This is a genomic window from Pseudomonas sp. GV105, from assembly GCF_003058185.1.
Classification (GTDB): domain Bacteria; phylum Pseudomonadota; class Gammaproteobacteria; order Pseudomonadales; family Pseudomonadaceae; genus Aquipseudomonas; species Aquipseudomonas veronii.
In genome coordinates this window covers 234257-257560 of the sequence record NZ_QBUF01000002.1, presented here as the reverse complement: position 1 = coordinate 257560, position 23304 = coordinate 234257, and the positions used below count along the sequence as shown (strand labels likewise).

20 protein-coding genes are annotated in these 23304 nt (G+C 48.7%); 3 read left to right on the top strand and 17 right to left on the bottom strand.

The features are described from left to right. Positions 1-11 precede the first annotated feature (11 nt). From C8K66_RS04865 to C8K66_RS04855, 3 genes are all read right to left on the bottom strand, one after another. Positions 12-860 carry a DUF1989 domain-containing protein gene (locus C8K66_RS04865; RefSeq protein WP_108524392.1) on the bottom strand — a complete coding sequence of 283 codons (849 nt, stop codon included), beginning with the start codon at positions 858-860 and terminating at the stop codon, positions 12-14. Positions 861-875: 15 nt separating this feature from the next. Beyond that, a complete protein-coding gene (locus C8K66_RS04860; protein WP_108524391.1) occupies positions 876-1520 on the bottom strand; it encodes a GntR family transcriptional regulator in 645 nt (214 codons plus the stop codon). A 178-nt stretch (positions 1521-1698) separates the two neighbouring features. Further along, positions 1699-2031, bottom strand: coding sequence for a ComEA family DNA-binding protein (locus C8K66_RS04855; protein ID WP_102617950.1), 333 nt, complete (start codon positions 2029-2031; stop codon positions 1699-1701). Between the two features lie 373 nt (positions 2032-2404). Between C8K66_RS04855 and C8K66_RS04850 the strand changes: the two genes are divergently transcribed. From C8K66_RS04850 to C8K66_RS04840, 3 genes are all read left to right on the top strand, one after another. Then, on the top strand, positions 2405-2893 hold the full coding sequence (locus C8K66_RS04850; protein ID WP_108524390.1) for an acyltransferase: 489 nt from the start codon (positions 2405-2407) through the stop codon (positions 2891-2893). Between the two features lie 527 nt (positions 2894-3420). Beyond that, a complete protein-coding gene (locus C8K66_RS04845; protein ID WP_108524389.1) occupies positions 3421-4077 on the top strand; it encodes an acetyltransferase in 657 nt (218 codons plus the stop codon). A gap of 15 nt (positions 4078-4092) precedes the next feature. After that, positions 4093-4947 (top strand): 3-hydroxyacyl-CoA dehydrogenase family protein, encoded by an 855-nt coding sequence (locus tag C8K66_RS04840; protein ID WP_178087543.1) that lies wholly within the window; start codon positions 4093-4095, stop codon positions 4945-4947. Between the two features lie 69 nt (positions 4948-5016). Here C8K66_RS04840 and C8K66_RS04835 read toward each other — a convergent pair whose 3' ends face one another. The 14 genes from C8K66_RS04835 to C8K66_RS04770 form a co-directional block, all read right to left on the bottom strand. Further along, positions 5017-7011 (bottom strand): nucleoside-diphosphate sugar epimerase/dehydratase, encoded by a 1995-nt coding sequence (locus C8K66_RS04835; RefSeq protein ID WP_108524457.1) that lies wholly within the window; start codon positions 7009-7011, stop codon positions 5017-5019. Positions 7012-7083: 72 nt separating this feature from the next. After that, the gene (locus C8K66_RS04830; protein ID WP_108524388.1) at positions 7084-8262 is read right to left on the bottom strand and encodes a DegT/DnrJ/EryC1/StrS aminotransferase family protein; all 1179 of its coding nucleotides are present in this window, start codon (positions 8260-8262) and stop codon (positions 7084-7086) included. Positions 8263-8338: 76 nt separating this feature from the next. Beyond that, a complete protein-coding gene (locus tag C8K66_RS04825) occupies positions 8339-8941 on the bottom strand; it encodes a sugar transferase (RefSeq protein WP_108524387.1) in 603 nt (200 codons plus the stop codon). Positions 8942-9044: 103 nt separating this feature from the next. Continuing rightward, the gene (locus C8K66_RS04820; protein WP_108524386.1) at positions 9045-10172 is read right to left on the bottom strand and encodes a glycosyltransferase family 4 protein; all 1128 of its coding nucleotides are present in this window, start codon (positions 10170-10172) and stop codon (positions 9045-9047) included. Between the two features lies 1 nt (position 10173). Next, positions 10174-12126, bottom strand: coding sequence for an asparagine synthase (glutamine-hydrolyzing) (gene asnB / locus C8K66_RS04815; RefSeq protein WP_108524385.1), 1953 nt, complete (start codon positions 12124-12126; stop codon positions 10174-10176). Positions 12127-12235: 109 nt separating this feature from the next. Then, positions 12236-13213: a glycosyltransferase family 4 protein gene (locus C8K66_RS04810; protein WP_256590902.1), complete on the bottom strand. Its 978-nt coding sequence runs from the start codon at positions 13211-13213 to the stop codon at positions 12236-12238. A gap of 146 nt (positions 13214-13359) precedes the next feature. Beyond that, positions 13360-14478: an oligosaccharide repeat unit polymerase gene (locus C8K66_RS04805; RefSeq protein ID WP_132849939.1), complete on the bottom strand. Its 1119-nt coding sequence runs from the start codon at positions 14476-14478 to the stop codon at positions 13360-13362. A gap of 62 nt (positions 14479-14540) precedes the next feature. Next, positions 14541-15452, bottom strand: a complete 912-nt coding sequence (locus C8K66_RS04800) for a glycosyltransferase family A protein (RefSeq protein ID WP_108524382.1) — start codon at positions 15450-15452, stop codon at positions 14541-14543. Between the two features lie 25 nt (positions 15453-15477). After that, the gene (locus C8K66_RS04795) at positions 15478-16728 is read right to left on the bottom strand and encodes an O-antigen translocase (protein ID WP_108524381.1); all 1251 of its coding nucleotides are present in this window, start codon (positions 16726-16728) and stop codon (positions 15478-15480) included. Between the two features lie 2 nt (positions 16729-16730). Continuing rightward, on the bottom strand, positions 16731-17855 hold the full coding sequence (locus tag C8K66_RS04790) for a DegT/DnrJ/EryC1/StrS aminotransferase family protein (protein WP_108524380.1): 1125 nt from the start codon (positions 17853-17855) through the stop codon (positions 16731-16733). Between the two features lie 145 nt (positions 17856-18000). Beyond that, positions 18001-18405, bottom strand: a complete 405-nt coding sequence (locus C8K66_RS04785; RefSeq protein WP_108524379.1) for an FdtA/QdtA family cupin domain-containing protein — start codon at positions 18403-18405, stop codon at positions 18001-18003. A gap of 47 nt (positions 18406-18452) precedes the next feature. Next, a complete protein-coding gene (locus C8K66_RS04780; RefSeq protein ID WP_108524378.1) occupies positions 18453-19478 on the bottom strand; it encodes an NAD-dependent epimerase/dehydratase family protein in 1026 nt (341 codons plus the stop codon). A gap of 64 nt (positions 19479-19542) precedes the next feature. After that, the gene (gene tviB, locus C8K66_RS04775; RefSeq protein WP_108524377.1) at positions 19543-20820 is read right to left on the bottom strand and encodes a Vi polysaccharide biosynthesis UDP-N-acetylglucosamine C-6 dehydrogenase TviB; all 1278 of its coding nucleotides are present in this window, start codon (positions 20818-20820) and stop codon (positions 19543-19545) included. A 1085-nt stretch (positions 20821-21905) separates the two neighbouring features. After that, positions 21906-23228, bottom strand: coding sequence for a GNVR domain-containing protein (locus C8K66_RS04770; RefSeq protein ID WP_108524376.1), 1323 nt, complete (start codon positions 23226-23228; stop codon positions 21906-21908). Positions 23229-23304 lie beyond the last annotated feature (76 nt).

Below are 23304 nucleotides of genomic sequence, written 5' to 3'. Positions count from 1 at the left end.
CCTCTTCTGCCCTACTCCCATTCCGCCTTGGCAATCTGCAAACCGTGCTGCCCTTTATAAGCAGCACGCTCCGGCTGACTCCAGCCGTTCAGCAACTCGGCTTCCAATCGATAAATCTCAACCCCCAGCGCACGACACACCGTCAGCGGGTCCTGTGCATCCGGGCCCCACATCGGCAGCGACAGATCCCCGCCCGGGCAGGTCGACAGCGCACACAACAAATCAATCTCGGCAAAAAACTCCAGGTAATCGCCCTTCTGCGCCGGACAGGCTTTCATGAAATACATGTCGTCGTGATTGAGGCCGGTGCATTGGAAGATGTTCAGCACGTCATGCACGTCGAATTCCGTCAGACCGTGAGGCAACACCGCACGGGTCAGGTTCGAGTGACAGTGATGATGGAAATCTTCACCAGTGAGCATGCGGTTCACATACGGATCGCAGCGCGTACCGAGCAAATCGTGCAGGCGCCCGCCGTGCTCATCAATGCCGTAGCTGGCCAGGCTGTCATCGGTGATGGTCACCAGCGGCCGCAGGAACGGCAGGTTCGACCACAACCGGTCATGAGTGCTGACATGCGCGCCCTGCAACTGACGCGTGCGCGCGGCCCACAGGCGTTCGCGCGGGTCGTTGGCGTTCCACACATTGAAGTCGCCCACCTGCGGCCCCACCGGCGTAGTCACACGGAACACATGCCCGGCCGGCACCTTCCACGCCCTGCCCGTGCGAATCGGCACCTCGAACTGTTCGACCAAGGTGCGTTGATCCTTGCGCGCACGGATACGCTCGTAAAACGCGGTGTCGACCTGCAACGCCGAACCTTTGCTGACCTGGTAAGCGGCTGGATAGTCTTTGTACATGGTGCGAATCCTCGATCAAGGGAAAGTAAACAGGGCCAACGACTGCCGTTCTGAATCATCCAGGTACACGCTCATCGCCTCCCCGGCCGCCGATTTGTCGCCGTGGACCAGCAGGTCGTACAGCTCACGATCACGCTCCAGCCAGGGCGCCTGGAAACGTTGCTCATCGGGTGCCGCGCAAAACACCAGACGCAACTGCGCGACCACCTGGGCGAAAAACTCGTCGAACAACGGGCTGCGCATCAGCCCGACAATCTGCTGATGCACCAACAGGCTGTGGGTCGCAACCGCACGCCAGTCCTCACGCTCCCGGGCCAGCGCGGTGGCCTCGATGGCGTTTTGCATACGCTCGGATTGATCCTGGGTGAACGCACCGCTCTGGGCAATGGCCTGTAATTCGAGCGTGCGGCGGACGACAAATAAATCACGCACCTCTTCGCGCTCCAACCGACGAACCACCACGCCCTTGTTGCGCACGTAGCGCGTCAACCCTTCCTGGCCCAGACGGTGCAATGCCTCACGAATCGTATTACGCGACGCGTTATAGGCCTTGACCAGCTCGGCTTCGACCAATGCCATTCCGGGCAACAGTCGGCCACCGATGATGTCGGCACGCAGCTCCAGGGCGATCTGGTCGGCTAAGGACAAGCTGAGTGTCATCGTTACCTCACGATTGTTGAACAATCCTCCCTGTATGAGTAATCACTTTTCATGCCAACGCCTGCGCGATGTAAAAAGATTCAGCGTGGTAAACATGCACCGTCAAAATCGTGCGTGACGGTTTGTAAGCGCAGATCCCGGATGAAAAAAGGCCGGTCACTGACCGGCCCCTCGATGCTTACTTGATCTCTAACCTGCCACGATTCTTCTCCAGCAACGCCTTGCCGATACCCTTTACTTCCAACAACTCATCCACCGCCATGAACGGACCGTTGCTCTCGCGATAGGCGATGATTGCATTGGCCTTGGCGGCACCGATGCCGAAAAGGTCACGACGCAGGGTTTCGGCGTCGGCGGCGTTGAGGTTGACCTTGGAGGATTGTTCGGATTGGGTCATTTGGGTGGTGATGGGGCTTGGGAGTTCGGGTTTGATCGATGGGGCGGCGGTAGTGGCGGCGGAGAGTGTGGTGAGGAAGGCGAAGATTAGAGAGGTGAGGTAGGTGTTTTGCATTGGTGAGGCTCCATGACATCGGTGAGGTAGAAAAAGCAGCTTTTCCGAAGCTGCTTTTCTACGTTAGGCGATGGTTGGAGACCGTCAAAAACGAGTAGATTACAGGGTATGTATGACGTTTATCACGAACCCAATGGCAGGGGCTCTGTATGATGATCGACACGCATTGCAAGAGGTAAAAGAAGTGTAGGCCCTGATCAGTTATTGACCAATAAAAGTGCCAAATGCAGTGCGAATTGAGGTGTTTTTAGAGACAAGCGGCCGATCCATTGCATGCTGACAGTACCCTCTTGTATAAATATTATAAATAAGGGGAAAATTGGCTCCCTTTCAAAAATGATTGCCTATTTTGATCAACATCAATGGAGAGTAAATGAGCGAACCCACGGATTATTTTGTGCACTCTCACGCCTTGTGCGAGTCGCCAGACATCGGTAAAGGATCTAGGATCTGGGCATTTACACATATCTTACCTGGCGCCAAAATTGGGAGCGACTGCAATGTCTGCGACCACGTTTTCATTGAAAATGATGTAACTATCGGCGATCGCGTCACCATAAAATGCGGCGTACAAGTCTGGGATGGCATCACTATTGGTGATGACGTATTTATTGGCCCGAATGTCACGTTCACCAATGATATCTACCCTAGAAGCAAAGTCTATCCTGAGCGTTTCGATCGTACTGTTGTAGGCAACGGTGCTTCTTTAGGTGCAAACTGCACCATCTTGCCGGGACTGATAATTGGAGAAAATGCCATGATCGGCGCTGGCGCAGTCGTCACTCGGTCCGTTCCAGCCAATGCAACAGTTGTAGGAAATCCTGCAAAAATCATAAGTTCTCAAACCAAAAAGAAAGTTTAAGAAAAAGCTTTTATAAGCGGTAGAAGCTCAAATCTGACCTGACACCCTCGGAAACTTTGGTCGTGGTAATCAGGTCAAACCTGACGCACTCAGTAATCCTATCATTCAACGCCCAAATGTCTAGGGAGCCAACAATACTTTGTTTCTCGGTTGACTATCGGGGATGTAGGTACGTCCTCAAGTTGAAAGAAATCTTCAATGTCCATGTTTACATGTCGTGGCTTGTTAACTCAACAAGATGACCATATCGATCACGGAGATCATCGATCTGATTCACCTCGCTTCGTCCAGGCGTACTCTAGGTCAACCATGGTCGAATAAGGCTGTCAGGACTGCTGGCAAAGCTTGGCGATTTTCACCCTTCGATGCTTTAAAGCCCTCGACGCGGAGCATTGGACTGAAAGCAGTCCCCATACTGGCTTAGCCCCGATGTTGCAACCGGATGAACAGGTGCCTGACACTGCCAGATTTCATCTGTAGAATTGCCACACCCACGAGAAACTTCAGATCGATCATAAGGAACGGAGATGAAAATTTACGCAGTTGTAGGAGCAGGAGGTTTTGGACGTGAGGTTATACCTCTGGTCAGCCAGACACTAGGTACAACATCTCAAGATGATCTCAAAATTATTTTCGTGGATGATAACGCTCAAGAAGACACCATCAATGGCTACCGCGTGGTGGACGTTGAGTTTTTTTTGAATATGGAAGGCGAGAAATTTTTCAACATCACTATCGCCAATAGCAAGGTTAGACAAACGATTTCTGAGCGTCTCATATCAAAGGGGGCGATCCCCTTTACGATTTCAGCACCTAATGCTGTGAACATTAGCCACAACACTATTGGCGAAGGCGCTGTTTTTTGTCCATTCACCACGGTTACCTCAAACGCGAAAATCGGAAAGTTTTTCCATGCGAACATTTACTCTTATGTAGCACATGATTGCGTCATCGGCGACTTTGTTACTTTCGCACCTAACGTTCAATGCAATGGCAGCGTTGTCATTGAAGATCATGCCTATATCGGTACCGGGGCGATGATTCGCCAGGGCACACCGGAAAGACCAATTGTTATTGGTGAAGGTGCAATTGTTGGTATGGGCGCTGTCGTCACTAAAAGCGTAGCCCCATATACTACTGTGTTTGGCAATCCCGCAAAGCCACTTCGTCCCGCTTCACGATAAAGGATTACGAAATACATGAAAGAGATAAAGGTTGCCGTGATCGGCTCCGGAACGATGGGAAAGGGGATCGTTCAAGTACTTTCGCAGAGCGAGGTCACCTCATCGATAGTCTGGATAGGTCGCTCCGACGCGGGTTGCAAGGCAGCATATGAAAGCCTATTGTCGAGTTGGGACCGTATGGTTAACAAGAAAAGATTGTCTGCTGAAGATGCAGCTTTTTTTTCAGAAAAAGTAATTATTTCTAACCATTATGAAGCCATTAAAAATGCTGATTTAATTATCGAGGCCGTGCCTGAAGACATGTCCGTCAAGCATAAAGTATTTCGCGATATAGCTTCATATGCAAATGATTCCTCAGTGATAGCATCGAACACGTCTTCACTGTCTATCACCGAGCTGGCAAGCCTTACAAAAAACCCAGAAAACGTAATAGGCCTGCACTTTTTCAACCCCGCTCCAGTGATGAAGCTTGTGGAAATCATTGTAGGCTTCTCTACCTCGAAAGAGACCGCCTCTTGGGCCTTCGACTTCGCGAAGGCATTGCACAAAGAGCCCGTGTTGGTCAATGAAGCTCCCGGTTTCATCGTCAACCGAATGTTGATTCCAATGATAAATGAAGCAATAGGAATCTTGGCTGAAGGTGTCGCGAGCGCAGAAGAGATCGACAGAGCAATGAAGTTTGGTGCCAACCATCCTATTGGGCCGTTAGCGCTCGCAGATTTGATCGGCAACGACGTCAATCTTTCAATCATGGAGACGCTTCACAATGAGACTGGAGACCCCAAATATAGGGCTCATCCCTTGCTGAGAAAGATGGTACGGGCTAACAAACTTGGAAGAAAATCCGGTTCAGGCTTTTACAACTACTAGGAAACCGGACTGTATAGTCCGGTCACCTATCATATATATTTCAACAACTCGCTACGTGAGCTGTAAGTTCTAAGGTTCCAACCGCCGTTGCTGATAGATCCAGTCTACGATCTCACCATCCGGCGCATAGCCACTTACAGTGTCACGTAGCAGCCGCCGCACACGGGTGTAGTCATCCATCTTGACCGCGTCCAGCAGATCAATCAACTTGGTCTTCAGTACTTCCCACTCAATATGGTCCTCGTTGGCGCTCATGATCATCGGGTGTTGAGTAGCGACCACATTGTCACCGATCAGAAGCTCCTCATATAGCTTCTCTCCAGGTCGAAGCCCCGTGAATTCGATAGCAATATCACCGTGGGGGTTCTTTTCGGAGCGCAAGCTCAGACCTGAAAGGTGAATCATTTTCTCAGCCAACTCGACTATCTTGACCGGTTCGCCCATATCAAGCACAAAGACATCCCCACCCTGTCCCATCGACCCCGCCTGGATCACTAACTGAGCAGCCTCAGGGATGGTCATGAAATAACGGGTAATTTTTGGGTGAGTGACCGTTAATGGACCACCTGATTTAATTTGTTTATGAAATAAAGGAATGACAGAGCCCGACGATCCCAACACATTACCAAAACGGACCATGGTGAAACGCGTCTTGTTGACTCTGGAAACATTAGATTTATCCCCAAACAAAACCGGTGCGAGCTCACGGCTGAGAGCTTGCAGCGTCAACTCGGCCAATCGCTTGGTGCTACCCATCACGTTGGTCGGACGCACCGCTTTGTCAGTGGAAATCAATACGAAGTTTGACACCCCCGTCTGCAACGCCGCTTGCGCCGTATTCAAAGTGCCAATGACGTTATTTAAGATACCTTCCGCAATATTATGCTCCACGATGGGTACGTGCTTATACGCAGCAGCATGGTAGACAGTATCGACGTGCCATGTCTTCATAACATCAAGCAACTGGTCTTGATTTCGAACTGAACCAAGGATTGGTAATATTCGAATAGGAAGCGACTCACGTGCAATACGCTGCTCGAGCTCTGACAAAATACTGTAAAGATTGAACTCACTGTGTTCGAACAATAAAAGAGTCTTGGGGCGAAGAGCCAGGATCTGCCGGCACAGCTCTGAGCCGATGGAGCCGCCGGCTCCTGTGACTAGAACGCTCTGTCCGTTGATACAACGCTCAAGCAGTTCGCCCTGGGCGGGTACCGAGTCGCGCCCCAACAGGTCAGCGATATCCACTTCCTGGATATCGTCTACCTTGACACGTCCGCTGGCCAGATCCATGAAGCCTGGAACACTACGCACATGTAAGGGGTAGCCTTCAAGAAAACCAAGAATTTCCCTGCGCCGCGCTCGATTGGCTGAAGGAATAGCCAAGAGAATTTCCTGGGCACCTGTTGCATCAATCATTCGCTGGATATGCCTAGGCTTATAAACCTGCAATCCGGAAATCGCTCGATCAGAAATACTGTCATCATCGTCGATGAACGCAACTGGCCGCATGACACGCCCCATGCGCAAAGCAGCAACCAACTGATTACCAGCAGCTCCGGCGCCATAAATGGCAACACGGGGCAAACCATCCTCACGGCTGGTAAACGGTACGTGTTGAGCAGCCGCAAACCAGTCCCCCAGAAAATACTGCCGCATTGCCAGACGCAAGCCGCCCAGCATGATGAGGCTCAGCCACCAATAATTGAAAATAATGGACCGGGGAACCACATTCTGATGGTTGCTATACCAGTAAACGACAACACCAAGCACTAATGATGAAAGACTGACTGCTTTAACAATCGCAATGAGCGCGTCATTGCCAAAATACCGCATTACGGCTCTGTACATTCCGAAACGAATGAACAAGGGTACAGCAACTACTGGAGCGCATATGAACAACCACAGGTGTAGTTTGACGGGATTGGTCATTTCATCCATTCCCAGACGAACTACAAAAGCCAGCCATAACGCTGCCCAGACTAAAAAAACGTCCGTGACTACCTGCAGGATGCGTTTCTGTCGACGTGGAAGGCTCAACAAATACGCTCGTATACGATCTATGAATCCCTTGTACACTTTTTTGCTCCCAGCCAAGCTTTTATTTCAAAACAACGCATTGCCATACCGAAGGAGCTATTGAACAGAAGCCTGTTCCATTACATCGCTCAGAACCTTACAAGTTAGCTCGATTTCACTAGCCTTCAAAGTCGGGTGCACCAGAAACATCATACTCGTTTCGCCTAGCTCCCTGGCGTTCGGCAAACGTTGTGACGGCCGCAAGCCGGTATCATCAAAGGCTTTCTCGAGGTAAACCTCCGAACACGACCCGGAAAACGCGGGTACACCGCGGGAGACGATTTCGCTCAGGATGCGATCACGAGACCATCCTTCCTTCAAGCGTTCCTGGCGAACGAATACATAGCATTTATAAGCAGCATGCACATCGCCTTCAGGAAAGTCCGGCACCCTCAACGCAGGCAAGTGACGGGCCGTATCCCATATAGCTTCAAGATTGTTAGTGCGACTGGCTTGCCAGTCCTTCATTCTGCCCAATTGAATGCGACCAATAACCGCCTGAACCTCCATCATCCTCCAGTTGGTGCCGAAACTCTCGTGCAACCAGCGAAAACCAGGCGCGTGAGAACGTTCGTAGACAGCCTCCCAACTCTTTCCGTGGTCTTTGTAGGCCCACATGTGAGACCAAAGTCCCCGGTCATTAGTCGTAACCATTCCTCCTTCACCACCGGTGGTCATGATTTTGTCCTGGCAAAAGGACCACGCCCCGATATGACCGATAGAACCAACAGGTCGCCCCTTGTAGTGAGCACCATGAGCTTGTGCACAGTCTTCGATCACCTTCAAATCGTGCTGTGTGGCAAGTTCCATAATTGGATCCATATCGCACGGCCAACCAGCCAGATGCACACAGATCAAAGCACGGGTACGCGGCGTTAAGACAGCTTCAATAGAACGAACCGTGAAATTCTGGGAATCTCGATCTACATCGGCGAATACCGGTATCGCGCCCGCATTAACAATGCTGGACACCGAAGCCAGGAAAGTTCGAGACGTCACTATCACCTCGTCGCCCTTACCTATTCCCAGCGCTATGAGCGCAAGGTCTAATGCAACGGTTCCATTGGTGAGCGCAACCGCGTATTCGGTACCGGCCCACGCCGCGAATTCAACTTCGAATTGGCGCGTTTCCTGACCAGTCCAATAGTTGACCTTATTTGACAGGATCACATCGCGAACAGCGTTAGCCTCTTCCTCAGTGAAAGAAGGCCAGGGAGAAAATGTTGTACCCAACATAAGCATAATCCTAATTTCTATGTCAAAAATTAAATATAACCATAAAGCCGACTCAAATTAACTTACTCGTAACTGCTTATTCAGGCGCCTTTGAGCCCGTAAACCTTTGCATTGTTGCTTCGCCACTTGCATTAATGCCTTCTCGGACCACAACCTTTTTTAGCGTCAAGAAAATAATTCTAATGTCAAGACAAAAAGTTCTGTTGTCAACATACCAGACGTCCAGCTTAAATTTTTCTTCCCAGCTCACTGAGTTTCTGCCATTTACCTGAGCCCATCCCGTCACACCTGGCCTGACATGATGACGGCGATATTGCTCAACGCTATACAACGGCAGATACTCCATCAGGAGCGGCCTGGGCCCGACGAGGCTCATGTCCCCCTTGAGGACATTGAACAGACCAGGAAGCTCATCCAGACTACTGGAGCGCAGAAAGCTGCCGAACCGAGTCATACGCATTGAATCGGGCAGAGGATTGCCATCGCCGTCAACCGCATCACGCATGGTTCGAAACTTCACCATCGTAAATGGCTTGGCGTTCAACCCCGGCCTGACTTGCCTGAACAGGACTGGCGAACCGAGCTTTCGTTTGACCAAATAGGCGACTACGATCAGGACCGGGGCCAATAAAACCAGACCACATAAGGAGGCTAAAATATCAATTGAACGCTTTAACATTATCCACCTACCACAAAGTATATATGTAACGCTTAAACTGCTCCCTTGATACCGGAGCCTTTATTCGCACGAAACGGCCAAATTTGTAGGGGTTAACCAGCAACTAGATCCCCATACCTTGCAACATCGCCGCGTTGACTTTCTTAACATCATATTTAAGCTCTGCCAACTCACGAGACTTTTTGCCCAGCGTGGAAACAAGCTGCGGATTTTCGACAAAATTCAACATAGCAGCCGTGAGCTCATCGACTTTCTTGACAGGAACCAAGAACCCATTCACACCATCAACCACGGTTTCCCGACACCCGGGAGCATCAGTGGTAATGACAGCCCGCCCCATAGCCATAGCTTCCAGAACAGTCCGAGGTGTGCCCTCACGATAAGATGGCAGAACATACACGCTTGAGCTTGAAATCGCAGGCCTGACGTCCTTCAAACGCCCCAAATACTCAACAGTTCCCTCTGCGATCCAAGCTTCGAGCTCCTCGGGCGCAATGGCGTTGGGGTTCTCATCGATCCACCCCGCAATCTTAAACGTCACATTGGCGTATTTAGACTTCACCGCACGTGCTGCATTGACAAACTCTCTGACACCTTTATCGCCCAGTAGTCGGGCAATCAGGAGAAAACTGACATGTTCTGGAAAGGGGGCAACATTGAAATCGTTCACATCGACACCCGAACCATTCACCACAGTCGATGGTGTATCAGTAGAGATCAAGTGCAACTGCTGAAAAAGTGCTTCGTCGTCGGGGTTCTGGAAGAAAATTCGCGTAGTGGAACTCAAAGCCACTGCATATAAGCGTTGCACGAGAGCCTTAAGCATTCCTCGGCCTCCACCCGCCTGACTGTCCGCTGATTGAAACGCATAACCCAACCCAGTGATCAGCGCAAAACGACGACCCACCCTCATTATCCGCGAGGCCAACAAGCCATAGATAACCGGTTTGACTGTATAGGCCAATACCGAATCAGGCTTGATATCCCGCATCAGCTTACAAAGTGCAACAAGAGTCAGGAGATCGGCGAATGGATTCATCCCCACTCGCCTCAGCGGTATCTCGTGCACCTCCACCCCCCTTTCCTCGAGATGCATACGAACCATGCCGCCAGGAGGCATATCAGGAGCGGCCACATGAACGTCAAGCCCCTTTTCAAGCAACGCATCCAGTAAAGGACCGCGAAAATTGATCAATGAGTCAGCGTAGCTTGCGATTAAAAGAAATTTCATTTTATTGCTCAGCCAGCCACGCTTGAAACATCAGGATATCCCATAGATGGTGCTGCCAGTTTTTCTTGCCACTCAAATGTTCTGCCCACTTTTTCCTGATCGGCTCTGGATAAAAATACCCTTCACGACGCAACCGATCCTCGCTTAAAAGCTCCTCCGCCCAATCTCGTAGTGGCCCTCGAAGCCAACTGTCCAGCGGAATACCAAATCCTTGTTTGGGGCGCTCGATAAGCTCCCTGGGAACATGCCGATACAACACCTCACGCAGCAGCCATTTGCCTTGCCCACCCCGGATTTTTAGCTCCAACGGCATGCGCCAAGCAAGTTCGATAACCCGGTGATCAAGCATAGGCACCCGTGACTCCAAACTAACGGCCATTGATGCACGATCAACCTTAACCAGAATGTCATCGGTCATATAGGTTTGTGTATCCATAGCCATCATCCAATGCTGGAAACTATCGGTAACCGGCCAAGCTTCCTGATTCGTGAAGATCGTTGCAGGCTCGTGTGCTCCAATCACGACACTGGCAGGGTCTTCCCAATGGCTATTGAGCTGATGATAGAATGCCTCGCCATTCGAGAGCCCAAGCACTGAAGCCATTTTATGCGCTTTATCTCCTGGTGTGGCCAAATGAAAACGCTGTGGCAGAACAGGTTTGCTCAATGTGTAAAGCGTGTCCCAGGCCCCAGGTGATAAAGATCGTAGGATCTTGGCCGTAGCAGTGCGAACAAAACCCGGCAAACGATTCATGCGTTCCCAGACCTTGCGGGCGGCGAGATATCGATTGTAACCGCCAAACAGTTCATCTCCTCCATCACCACTCAGCGCGACAGTGACTTGCTGCTTAGCCATTTGGCTTACGAGATATGTCGGGATCTGAGAGCTATCACTGAACGGCTCGCTATACATGGCGCCGATCCGCGGAATCACTGCGAGCGCATCTTGTGGACGAACATAGAGCTCAGAATGTTGCGTTCCAAGATGTTTAGCGACCGCCTTGGCATGAGTCGCCTCGTCATAACCGCCCTCATCGAACCCGATGGTGAAAGTCCGAACCGGCTGGTTACTTTGCGCCTGCATCAATGCTACAACCACGCTACTGTCAACACCGCCGCTCAGAAACGCACCAAGGGGAACGTCAGCCAGCATCTGCTGACCGATGCTTAAACTCAGTTGCGCTTCCAACGCATCGGTAGCCTCAGATGCCGACCCGAGAAATGGATTGTTCAAACCTGCGGTGACTGCATCGTTGACCGACCAGTAAGCCTGGGACTGAGCGCTCTTGGCTGCATTGATATTACTTAAATCAAGTGAGATATAATGTCCCGGGCGTAGCTTGTAGATCCCCTTGTATATGCTATAAGGCGCTGGAATACAGTTATGTCGCAACATGAGTGCTAGCGCATCACGGTCAATGTCCGCCTTGAAATCTGGATAGGCTTTCAAGGCGCTTAACTCAGAGCCGAACAGCAAAAGATCGTCTTGCCAGCCCCAATAAAGCGGCTTCTCACCGACACGATCACGCGCGAGCGTCAGTATTTTCTCGTGCCGATCCCAAAGCGCAAAGGCAAACATGCCTACGAATGAGGTGATCGCTTTTGCAATCCCCCAGCGAACGATGCATTCGAGTAGCACTTCTGTATCCGAATGCCCCCTCCACGCAGGGATTGCTCCCTCAGCCATGAGCTGCTCGCGCAATTGGAGATGATTGTAAATCTCCCCATTGAATACCAAGACATAACGCTGATTGTGAGAGTGCATTGGCTGATGGCCAGCACTGGATAGATCGACGATAGCCAACCGTCGATGCCCAAGCGCCAGGCCGCACTCGTCAATCCAAATCCCCTCATCATCGGGCCCTCGATAAAAAATAGCGTCATTCATCTTAGATATGCGCGAATGAAGCTCGGAGGGCCTAGCTTGATCGAAAAGACCGCTTATTCCACACATATTTACAAGTCCTAAGCTTCAAATCTGAGAAAAATGAGTACAACGCCTAAAAAAGCTCTACTGAAACATAAAACAGCGCGACATAAAGCAGCCCTCGACGCGCTCGGACTCATTTTCGTGCGTGCATAAAAATATCCCTGATCCGCGGGGCCTGTACCTGTAGAGAAAAAGTATTTTCCACCGCACGGAGGCCTTTGCCACCGTAAAACACCCGTAATGCACGATCATTTAGCAACTTATCAAGGCACCGCCGCCAGTCTTCTATGTCCGCCGCGAGCATCCCGCATTCATTACCGTCAACAATATCAACGTTGACGCCGACCGGCGAAGCCACTACCGGTACACCACAGGCCATATACTGAATCAGTTTATAACCGCACTTTCCCTTTTCCCAAAATCCATCGACTAACGGCATGATGCCAATATCCAGTTGCTTGATGAACGCTGTCTCAGAATCTTCACTCCACGGCAAAACTTCAACATTTAACCCATCGAGTTCAGCTATCACACCGGGGCTGGCCCCCATCAAAACCACACGAGCACCGTAATTTTCGCATACAGCCATAAGGGCTGTTTTAATTTTTACTACATACTTTTCAGTTGATGGCGAACCAATCCACCCGATCACCAATTTATCGTGGTGTGGAAGTTCACCACCGTCATATCGCGAATGATCAACCACCGTGGGAATAATCTCGACCTTTAACGCGCCGGCTTTGATTGCGTATTCAGCCAAGTAGGAATTCCCCGCAACCACAACTTCTGCATGGCGCATGACCACATCGATTTTTGAGCCCAGCAACTTTCTGACCAGCAGGCTGCCGGACAAATTATAATTATGAAAAATCGCATCGTCGTAGTCTACGACATAAGGAACTCGGAAAAACTTTAACAGTCTTTCAGCAAAAGCCGGAAAAAAAGGAAAAATTTCTTTTTCAATCCATACAACATCGTAACTACGCACCGTAAAAAGAAATAGAAACCTTGAAAAATAGCACTTTAAAGTTGGCAAAAAAGATCGGCCGCCATGCTTATACAATCTTTCAAGGTAACGATCATCAAAAAGAGTATTCACTTCTACGGTCAAACCCTCCTTCTCGAGAAATGGTAAAAACTGAAGGGCACGGAGCCGACTACTAGCCCCCATACGAGAGTACTTTGACAGTAGTAATATTTTCATTTCAATCGCAAAACCTTAAAGTCATATAAAAATACCAGTTTAGTATCGCAACCTTATCCTTGCGGCGCCAAGCCCAATCTGCTTGCTTGGAGAAAACGACCAGCAAAGAGCGGAAAAAGGATTATCATCAAATACAAATAAGTCGTCAGCGAAAACTGCCAAGCATAAAACATCATGATAAGGGCATACATGTAACAGCTGAGCAGTGCCAAATAATAACCCTTCCGCTTGATCGCCAGCGCTCGAAGAGTAGCGAAAAAAGCGCCCACGACAGCCATCGATGCTAAAACAGCCGGGAGCCCGCCAAACAAGTAGGGCGACGCCGCATAGGTAAGCACATTGAAGTCCTTTTCCGTCAGGCCAAGATCCAGCGGATCGCAAGAATAAAGTCCCAAGGACATCAAGTCTGCAAACTTTCCGAACACTAAGTCTGCGCACCCTAAGTATTCCTTACCCTCTGTCCATTGTGACAAAGCAGTGACTGCATATCCGAGATATAAAAGAATAAAGTCGTAACCTTTATCTCCGCCTGTTTTGCCCGTGCCAATCGCAACAATTATGAACAAAGAAATCAGGATAGCCAGTGCAAACAAAAGACCTTTCAGTTTTATCCAGCCTTCGTTGATGGCGGTGTACCCAACAGCGACAAACAAAAACATCATACTTGTCCGTTCAGCCATACTGAAAGCAGACGTCAAGTAAATCAGCGAAGCGACCAAACACGGAAGAGCTCGTTTTTTCTGCGCATAATAAAGTGCCAGGCACAATGCAAACAACGCAAAATGTTGCGCCCCGTAAGAAGTTTGGTGCTCCCATGTATTGGCAATTCGCAAAGCGAGCAATACACTCCCATACGGGTTGCCTATTCCCACCGAGTAGATTTTATAAAGGGAGAGAAGCAGACCTAAAGAAGACAACGCCCAATAAAGTCTTATTACAATTCGATAAGGCGTATTCGCTGTTACCTTAGGCGAAATAACGTTCATCAGCGTCAATGACACGTAGGCGAGCATGTACGCGATCATAAACGACAATACGCCCAGTAAATATACGCTGTGCCCCCATTCCCATGGTTGATCAAGCGCAATGACATTTGCCAAAAACATCAGCATAGTGACAAACACCATGACAAACACGGGTGACAACAACGATCTTTTGAAAAAATTTGTCACATGATCACCGTATTCCAAGGCGCGGATAAAACTCTACTCATCGATATAAGCCATCAGGAAAATCAAACCAATTTCCGCAAGACTCTACGCCCCATAATCGTGACCGCCTCGGGCACCGCACCTAAGATCTGCATGAACTCTGAGGCTTTCAGCATCGAATAGATCGCTTTGAAATTACCCATCTTGAGCGCAGAAATAATATAATTCGCCAGTGTTCGGGAGATCGCCTTCCGCTTGATATTCGCAGGTGCCAACGCCTCCATTAACGCCTTCACCATCACATATTGCCTGCTTACATTTCTGTAACTATTCGAGTCATGCTGCCGATATCCGACAACACAAGCTTCAGGCAAGTAAATAAAATCAACGTTGCGGACTGGAAATCGAAAAAGCAATTTTACGAATGTAGGATAATCATCGAGCACCAGCGCCGCGTCCCAACCACCGATATCTCGCAGCGCCTGCGACCTGAACACAGTGGATTGCAGTAGCAACGGAGACGGGTAGTTCAGAAACATATTACGAGCCATGCTTGTCGAAGAAGAACTAAAGAACTCTTCTTGAATTTTCCCGTAGACGGGCAACCTCTTCCCTGGCTCGTTTTCATAGAAGGCATACCCTCCCCCGATAACGAACTTCGCGCCTGAATTCTCGATAAGCGCCGCTACGCAACGAGCGATACCAGACGCTTGAGGTATGTCATCAGATGCAACCAAGTAGAAAAATTCGGTTTCGGTCCTGGCCAACCCCATATTCAAGGACGATACCAAGCCTCCGTTCGGCTTTGAGACAAACTCGATTGAATCATCATTCAAACCAGATAAATAATCATTAATGATTTGAACAGAATTATCCGTAGAACCATCATCTATAATCAATATTTTCCGACCAGCCAGCTTAACAGCAGCGGCCGCCTTTATGCATCCAATCACATAATTAGCGTGATTATATGAAGGAATCAAAATAGTGATCATATTAGTTCTCAACCTACAAAAATCATCAAAGGGAATCAAGCCTGCGCGACATACAAACCCCCATAACCACCCAATAGATAGCGTAGTTTAGTGCATATGCCATGGTCACTCCCTGCAATCCAAACGTTTTTGTAAACAGCCAAGTAAGCAACACAAACGTCGCAGCAAAGACTAACTCCGTAACCATGAAAAGTTTAAACATCGCCTTTCCAAGCATCAAGTAAGCCAACACCCAACTCCCGATCTTCAGGGTATCGCCAACCATCTGCCAAGCGAATAAGTCAGTCATTGGCAAAAATGCTGGAGTAAAAAGCAATTTTACAACCAAATCTCGAAACACGTAGATAATCAAAGCGCCAATCGCAGTGAGCGGCAAGATTATCTTATACCCACTTTTAATTTCGGCATGAAGTTCTGCGGAACTTTTTAACTCTGAAAACCTTGGTAAATAATACACACTCAACGTGGTAGTGATCAGCATAAGGTAAGCACCGCTCAGCCTGGTCAAAGCCTCCCAATACCCAGCAGCCTCCCAGCCAAAACTCTGTCCTATATGATTTCGAACCAGAATTTGACTTAATGGAACACAGGCCACAGAGGTCAAAGACATCGCCGTGTATTTTGCTAAGTCACGCGCCACATCCGGATCGATCCTACCCAAAAAGTATCGTATTTTAAACCAAGGGGCTCGACAACAGAGTGCGAACGTAACAAAAAAGCTAATGGACTGATAAACAGCCAAAGCCACTAAAGCACCGTAAATACCCCATATGATCGCCATGTAGGTAGTTACCGCCAACGCAAAGAGACTCCCCGCGATATTCGATATTACATACCGAAGAATCTCCTTTTTACCATTCAACACGGCGAGCAACAGGGTATTCATGACAAACAAAATCAAGGTTGCGGAAAACCAAATGAATACACCACCAAACTTTGCATCGCCCAAAAACAGAACAGATAGCCGTTCATTAAAAACAGCAACGACAATACCGGTAGTTACTGCACCAAGGATAGAAATGCTACCGGCAGTCTGCCAAACAGAATGTTGCCGCTTTTCATCTTCATGATATTCAGCAGTATATTTGGTAACACCAGCGTTAATCGCACCGCTCGCAAACGTTGTAATCATCTGGACCGCATTTTGAAACTGTCCAAGCGCTGCATATCCAGTCGGCCCAACGTAAATCGCCAATATCTTGTTTATGCACAACAACGTAAGCATGCGCACAACCACAGCAATCCCGTTCAGCAAGCTGGTTTTAAGAAATGTCATTCTTACCTTTCGCTCTGAAAGCTATTACACGCCTGGACAACCGATTCAATCTCCGTAACTGTCATGGTCGGGCTGATTGGCAAGCTGATAACTTCCGCATGGATGCGTTCGGTAATCGGAAATTGTTTATTGCTCCACTCCGCATATGCCTGCTGCTTATGCGGAGGAATCGGGTAATGAATCAGGGTCTCAATACCACTTTTGTTCAAATGCTCCTGCAAGGCAACACGATCCTTTACGCGAATAACGAAAAGATGCCAAACGTGTTCCGAAAAATGCGCAACATTAGTTTCGCTACCAAGAGGTAATACCAATGCCTCATTTTTTATACCCGAAACATAAGCAGAAGCGACCGCCCGGCGCCGCTCTGTATCTTCATCCAAATACTGCAACTTCACCCGCAACATAGCTGCTTGCATTTCATCCAGGCGGCTATTAACTCCTTTATACAGGTTATTATACTTGACTTTTGACCCGTAGTTTCCCAGTGCGCGGATAGTGTCAGCGAGTGTTTCGTCATTGGTTGTCACGGCGCCTGCATCCCCCAGCGCCCCCAGGTTCTTACCTGGATAAAAGCTAAATGCAGAGGCGTGCCCCCAACCACCCGCTTTCTTTCCGGCTATATTTGCCCCATGGGATTGAGCAGAGTCCTCCAAAACTAGCAAACCATGCTCATTTGCTACTTCCATTATCTCCCGCATATTACAGATTCTGCCGTAAAGATGAACCGGCAAAATCAATTTTGTTCGATCTGTTATAGCACCTACTATACCTTTCGCATTCAAATTGAACGAAAACTCATCCGGCTCAACCAGCACAGGAACAAGGTTATTCTCTGTAATTGCAAGGATACTCGCAATATATGTATTGGCCGGAACAATGACTTCGTCACCATCAGCTATCCGCCCCAAAACTTTCCAAGCCCTAATAGTAAGTGTAAGAGCGTCCAATCCATTTGCCACGCCAACACAATGATTCTCACCGCAATAGCTGGCGAACTCAGCTTCGAAAGCTGCGACTTCTTTCCCGGATATATACCAGCCAGAATCTATAACTCTGGAGCACGCTTCAATGAGTTCGGACCTGAACTTAGCGTTAATATCTTTCAAACTAAGGAAATTTACCATTTTATATACCCGGTCGACCTTCTAAAAACAATAGATGTAGCACTAAACGATAAAATTGAAATATTCGAGGAGTCTGTTGATCTGAAGACGCGCAATGAACAGACCTTTGGGCCGCCGGCCATTATTTTTCAAAAAAAGGACTACCTCAGCGTTCACGCGCCACAGCCAAAAACTCGTCATAATCACGGATATAATCACTTTCGTCATAGAGAGCACTAGCGAGGACCAAAAGGATGCAGTGCTCGCTAAAATCATGCATTTCTCTCCACATCCCTCCCTCGATCAAAATCCCCTTCGTTGCACAATCGAGCCAAACATCTTCGCGCGTTATTCCATTATCCAGCACCATACGACACTTACCAGCGAGGCATATTGCTACTTGCCGCAGATTTCGATGTGCATGGAACCCTCGGCTAACTCCTTCAGCCGTCCGATAAATATAATAAACACGCTTAATCTCAAAGGGTATGACCTTGCCTTGCTCAATAGAAATAAGACTTCCACGCTCATCACCCAATGTCTGGAAGTTGATCCATTTAATAAGACTCATCGCACATCCCTCTGACACCGTGGCGGCACTGGACTGAAAGCCCATGGTTATTTTAGAAAAGCGATATACCAAGGCATGGTGCTGGCAACGCCTTGCTCAATAAAATACAGGGGTTCATAACCGAGGCTGTTCTTTATTTTTCCGATATCCGCTTGTGAGTGCCGGACATCGCCACCACGGAAGTCTCGATAAATTGGTTCTTTTGTATAAGGAATCCCATTGACTCCCAGCTCTTTTTTTAATGCTAAAAATAGCGAGTTCAGAGTTGTTCGCCCACTGACAGCCACATTATAAACTTGGTTCAACGTGGAGGGATCAATTGCAGTTGCCGCGAGCAAATTCGCCTGCACTGTGTTTTCTATAAAGCAAAAATCCCTGCTGGTTTCACCATCTCCATTGATATATATGTCTTCGTTATTGATCATCGAGGCAGTCCATTTTGGAATGACTGCCGCATAAGCACCATTAGGATCCTGGCGCTTACCGAAAACATTAAAATACCGCAGACCTATCGTGTTAAAGTTGTAACAGCGCGAAAATACTTCGGCGTACAACTCGTTGACGTACTTGGTCACCGCATAAGGAGACATCGGCTTACCGATGACATCTTCTACTTTTGGCAAACCAGGATGATCACCGTAGGTAGAACTGCTAGCTGCGTAGGTAAAACTTTTGACACCGGCATCACGAGCAGCGACCAGCATATTGAGAAAGCCGTCAATATTCGTTTGGTTAGTAGCAATAGGGTCATTCAGCGAACGCGGAACCGAACCCAATGCCGCTTGGTGAAGGACGTAGTCAACCCCATCACATGCATCACGACAGTGCTCCAGATTACGGATGTCACCTTCGATGAACCTGAAACGCTGCCACTGCTCAGTACTTACACTGTCGCGAACCTCGTCCATGTTCCGTTGATGTCCGGTAGCGAAATTGTCCAAGCCGACAACTTTTTGATCAAGTTTCAACAGCGTCTCTAATAAATTAGACCCGATAAAACCTACAACACCTGTGACAAGCCACGTCATAGGTTGAGCTGGGAGCGCCTTCAAAAGTTGTTCGTAACGAGTCATAGAGCTTCCATATCGCTTAAAGTGGTACGTTGCCACACCCTGAGGGTTAGTGCGCCAGCCAATCTTACAGTCGAATATCCGACTGGTCACGCTTCAAAAGGTACTTCAGATCGTAGAGTACGTGCTCCGGCTTCCCAAGCGCACGAATTTTTTCTGCGCCCATCTCCCTGAACTCGTCATGGGCGACAGCTAGGACTATCGCGTCATAAGTTCCAGGGGCCGGAGCGTCCGTGAGAGCAATCTTATATTCGCTCCAGGCTTCTTGGTCATCGACCCAAGGATCACATATATCTACGGCGATATTATATTCTGCCAGCTCATGCACAATATCGACAATTCGAGTATTGCGTAGATCTGGGCAGTTTTCTTTGAACGCAAGCCCCATGATCAATATTTTTGCATTATCAACATGTATGCGTTTTTTGAGCATTTCCTTTACCAGTTGAGAAACCACATAGGCTCCCATGCTGTCATTCAACCTACGTCCCGCGAGGATGATTTCCGGATGATATCCGATTGATTGCGCTTTATGCGTCAAATAATAGGGATCGACACCAATGCAATGTCCACCCACCAGTCCTGGGCGGAAAGGCAAGAAGTTCCACTTGGTGCCCGCAGCCTCCAGTACAGCCTGGGTATCAATCCCCATTTTATTGAAAATAATAGCCAATTCATTAATTAACGCGATATTCAAATCACGCTGGGTATTCTCAATGACCTTTGCCGCTTCAGCGACTTTGATACTACTCGCCTTATGCGTACCTGCCGTAATAATCTGGCTATACAAGGCATCTACAAGATCAGCGACTTCCGGCGTAGAGCCTGACGTGACTTTTTTAATCGTGGTAACACGATGCTCCTTATCTCCTGGGTTAATTCGTTCCGGACTATAGCCTGCAAAAAAATCAACATTAAACCTGAGCCCTGAATATTTTTCCAGGACAGGAACGCAGTCCTCTTCGGTTGCACCGGGATACACAGTTGACTCGTAAATTACCAGGTCGCCCTTCTTCAGTATTTTTCCGATACTTTCAGACGCTTTTATCAGAGGCGTTAAATCAGGCTGCTTATACTGATCGATAGGTGTAGGCACGGTGACGATAAAGACATTACAATCCTTGAGCTCTTCAATGCTGGAGCTATAGGAAATATATTTCGACCCGGCAAGTTCATCATCACTCACTTCCAACGTGGAATCGTGACCGCCCTTCAAAGCATCAATTCGCGACTTATTTATATCAAAACCGACAACACTACGATTTTTGCCGAACTCAATGGCTAGCGGCAGCCCAACATAACCGAGACCTACTACGGCAAGTTTTATATCTTCAAGTAAAAGCATATTTTTTTTCCGTACAATGCTAAAAGGTAGAAATATTTGTCTCGTACTGGATCAGTCCACTGGCGTTAACAAGTAACGGCGGGAGGACAGACCGCCATCCTGCCCCCCCCCCGCCGATTGGTGATTATTCAGTAGGGCTTTACACCACATTGTTAGCATCCTCTGGAACACCAAGCTCTACCCTAAAAAACCGATCCGCCGGGCCGGCCATACCTTTTTCCCCCGAGGAGCAGTCACGCTCTTGAACGCAATGTCGCAGCGCAAAAAGGACAACGGTTGAGAACATTCCGAAATGCCTTTGTCGTTCACGCTTTTGATAAACCGACCTCGACAGCCTTCGAATACAGCCGTGACGACCGACAACACGTCAAGTGAAACCGTGGGTGTCATTTTCATGCAGACGTGAATTCCGTAGGAGTTTTCACAAGCCTGCCACATACGGGGCGCGCAATAAGCCCCATTTCCGTCGCGCAGCTCAGATCAACACAGCGCACCATCAATATCGGGGACAGGAGCTACTGGGCCGAGCGAGCGCTCCAATAAATCTTCAAACTACCTTGCTCAATGCAAATTGCTGCGACGCTCCTTGGCAAGCAACCTCTGATCTGACCAGCCCATATACCCGGCGAAAATTCGCGATTTTCCCCAAGCCCAAGCTGCTCCTCCTCAAACTTCTTTATGGATGATACAGCGCTGAACTCCCAATTCAACCAGCAGCGCCATGATGATCGTCAACTCATACATAGACAGCAAGCCGTCACTGGAGTTGTGCAGCGGCAAAGGAAAAGATGATTTCAAACAGCCAGCACCTCGAAACCAGTCCCCTCATGGCGCCGTCAGATGGGTATGGACAGATGATTTCTATTGAGAGGCGCGGCCTGAGGATCTGGTAGACCTCGCATCCACAATCCAGACCCGAGGCATCGCCCTGAGCTAGCGCCTCGTCCCTGCAGGGAGTTTGGCAGGACAGACAACACCCCAAGCAATGGCTCTATACACGACTATCACACCATCACCGAAATGCGCCTGCCTTGATGCAGAGATCAATATTTATTTAAGAGCCGAGAACAGTGTCGCGGTTCCACTTACAACCGACGATTTTTTTCGGCAGAAAGACGTAATGCCTCATTTCGATTACTGTGGGCTTTCAAAATAAATAAATGTCGAACAACTGCAATCAATACGCCTAATACAAGCCCAAGCATGATACCCAATACAATTATCAGGGTTTTCTTTGGCTTGATCGGTTCAAGAGGCTCCAATGCTTGTTGATCAATAGTGACAAGCTTGAGCTGGCTCATATCAAGATTCAGGTTGCTCAAACGAGCTGCCTCCGCACGTATTGGTTCCACACCACTCAGAAAAATTTCTTCATTCTGGCGGAGCTTAAGCACCTCGATCTGCCTGTTTGCCTGGAGCAATTGCAGCTCCTTGGCGATCTGAGCGACTCTTGACTCCGCGAAGTCATCTGACTTGCGACGCATCAAGGCTGCCCGCTCAGCCTCCAGCGCCTCAACCCCCATGAAATAAAGGGGGACTTGCTGGTTATTGATTTCCGTGTGCATAACGCTGGTAGAGCCTGACCGGTCAGCCCCCCCAAAAGATGACGGGGTAGTCGGCTTGTTGATCCCCAGCGATTTGGCAATCGCTATTGCTTCGTTAAGTTGCGCTACACGGTCAAAGCGGGTGTTTTTCAACTGCGCGCGAAGAGCCTTAAGTTCATCTTGCAACTGCGCACGCTTCAGCGAATCAGCTTCTGAAAGCAGCGCTATTTTTGCTTCTTTTTCGTTTACGTAATTAGCACGCGCTGCACTAAGCTTACCTTTAAGTTCCCCCAGACGGTTCTTTACGATCACTTCCAAATCTGCGGCAATTTGCTGTTGCTCACTTGAAATAGCATAGTCCACCAAGCGATTCAGAATGGTGACACCATCAACTCCTGCGGGATAATTCATTTCAAGCTTAATATAAGAACTCAGCGAATCACTTTTTTTCTCATCAGGCGCTATCAGTTTTATGGAGTTTCGATTGAACGCCTCAAAACTCTGCTCCAAAGTACGACCTGGCCGTTCAAACTCTTTAAATAATCGCTGGTTTGCTCTGAAGAACCCGAGACGGACGTCATATGACTCCAGTGAAGCCCCCACCTTCATCAAGGCCTCCCTGGGCGGAAGATTGTAGATACCTGAGCGGTTCAGTGCGTCGAGTTCATTGACAGCTGCCGGCCGAAGCACACTGGCGACCTGATATTCAGGCGTGGCCAGCAAGGCGTATGCAGAAGCAGCGAGGCCGATCAGTGCTGTCACCGATAGAATAAGCTTCTTTTGTCGCCAGATGGCACGGCAGATGACATCGAGATTAATTTCGTCAGCGGAAGGTAACGGGGGGGCACGAAAACTACTACTCACAACAAAAACCTGCCTTCAAAAAGAAACTGCGGGCTCGTTATGCAGACAAAATTGTGTCTTTTTTATTCTAATTAGA

Bases quoted from the DNA above. Each gene is read 5' to 3' on its own strand.
- C8K66_RS04800 (WP_108524382.1), bottom strand. From the start codon at position 15,452: ATGATCACTATTTTGATTCCTTCATATAATCACGCTAATTATGTGATT.
- C8K66_RS04865 (WP_108524392.1), bottom strand. From the start codon at position 860: ATGTACAAAGACTATCCAGCCGCTTACCAGGTCAGCAAAGGTTCGGCG.
- C8K66_RS04820 (WP_108524386.1), bottom strand. From the start codon at position 10,172: ATGAAATTTCTTTTAATCGCAAGCTACGCTGACTCATTGATCAATTTT.
- C8K66_RS04855 (WP_102617950.1), bottom strand. From the start codon at position 2,031: ATGCAAAACACCTACCTCACCTCTCTAATCTTCGCCTTCCTCACCACA.
- C8K66_RS04795 (WP_108524381.1), bottom strand. From the start codon at position 16,728: ATGACATTTCTTAAAACCAGCTTGCTGAACGGGATTGCTGTGGTTGTG.
- C8K66_RS04830 (WP_108524388.1), bottom strand. From the start codon at position 8,262: ATGTTGGGTACAACATTTTCTCCCTGGCCTTCTTTCACTGAGGAAGAG.
- C8K66_RS04790 (WP_108524380.1), bottom strand. From the start codon at position 17,855: ATGGTAAATTTCCTTAGTTTGAAAGATATTAACGCTAAGTTCAGGTCC.
- C8K66_RS04845 (WP_108524389.1), top strand. From the start codon at position 3,421: ATGAAAATTTACGCAGTTGTAGGAGCAGGAGGTTTTGGACGTGAGGTT.
- tviB (WP_108524377.1), bottom strand. From the start codon at position 20,820: ATGCTTTTACTTGAAGATATAAAACTTGCCGTAGTAGGTCTCGGTTAT.
- C8K66_RS04825 (WP_108524387.1), bottom strand. From the start codon at position 8,941: ATGTTAAAGCGTTCAATTGATATTTTAGCCTCCTTATGTGGTCTGGTT.
- C8K66_RS04860 (WP_108524391.1), bottom strand. From the start codon at position 1,520: ATGACACTCAGCTTGTCCTTAGCCGACCAGATCGCCCTGGAGCTGCGT.
- C8K66_RS04840 (WP_178087543.1), top strand. From the start codon at position 4,093: ATGAAAGAGATAAAGGTTGCCGTGATCGGCTCCGGAACGATGGGAAAG.
- C8K66_RS04785 (WP_108524379.1), bottom strand. From the start codon at position 18,405: ATGAGTCTTATTAAATGGATCAACTTCCAGACATTGGGTGATGAGCGT.
- C8K66_RS04850 (WP_108524390.1), top strand. From the start codon at position 2,405: ATGAGCGAACCCACGGATTATTTTGTGCACTCTCACGCCTTGTGCGAG.
- C8K66_RS04780 (WP_108524378.1), bottom strand. From the start codon at position 19,478: ATGACTCGTTACGAACAACTTTTGAAGGCGCTCCCAGCTCAACCTATG.
- asnB (WP_108524385.1), bottom strand. From the start codon at position 12,126: ATGTGTGGAATAAGCGGTCTTTTCGATCAAGCTAGGCCCTCCGAGCTT.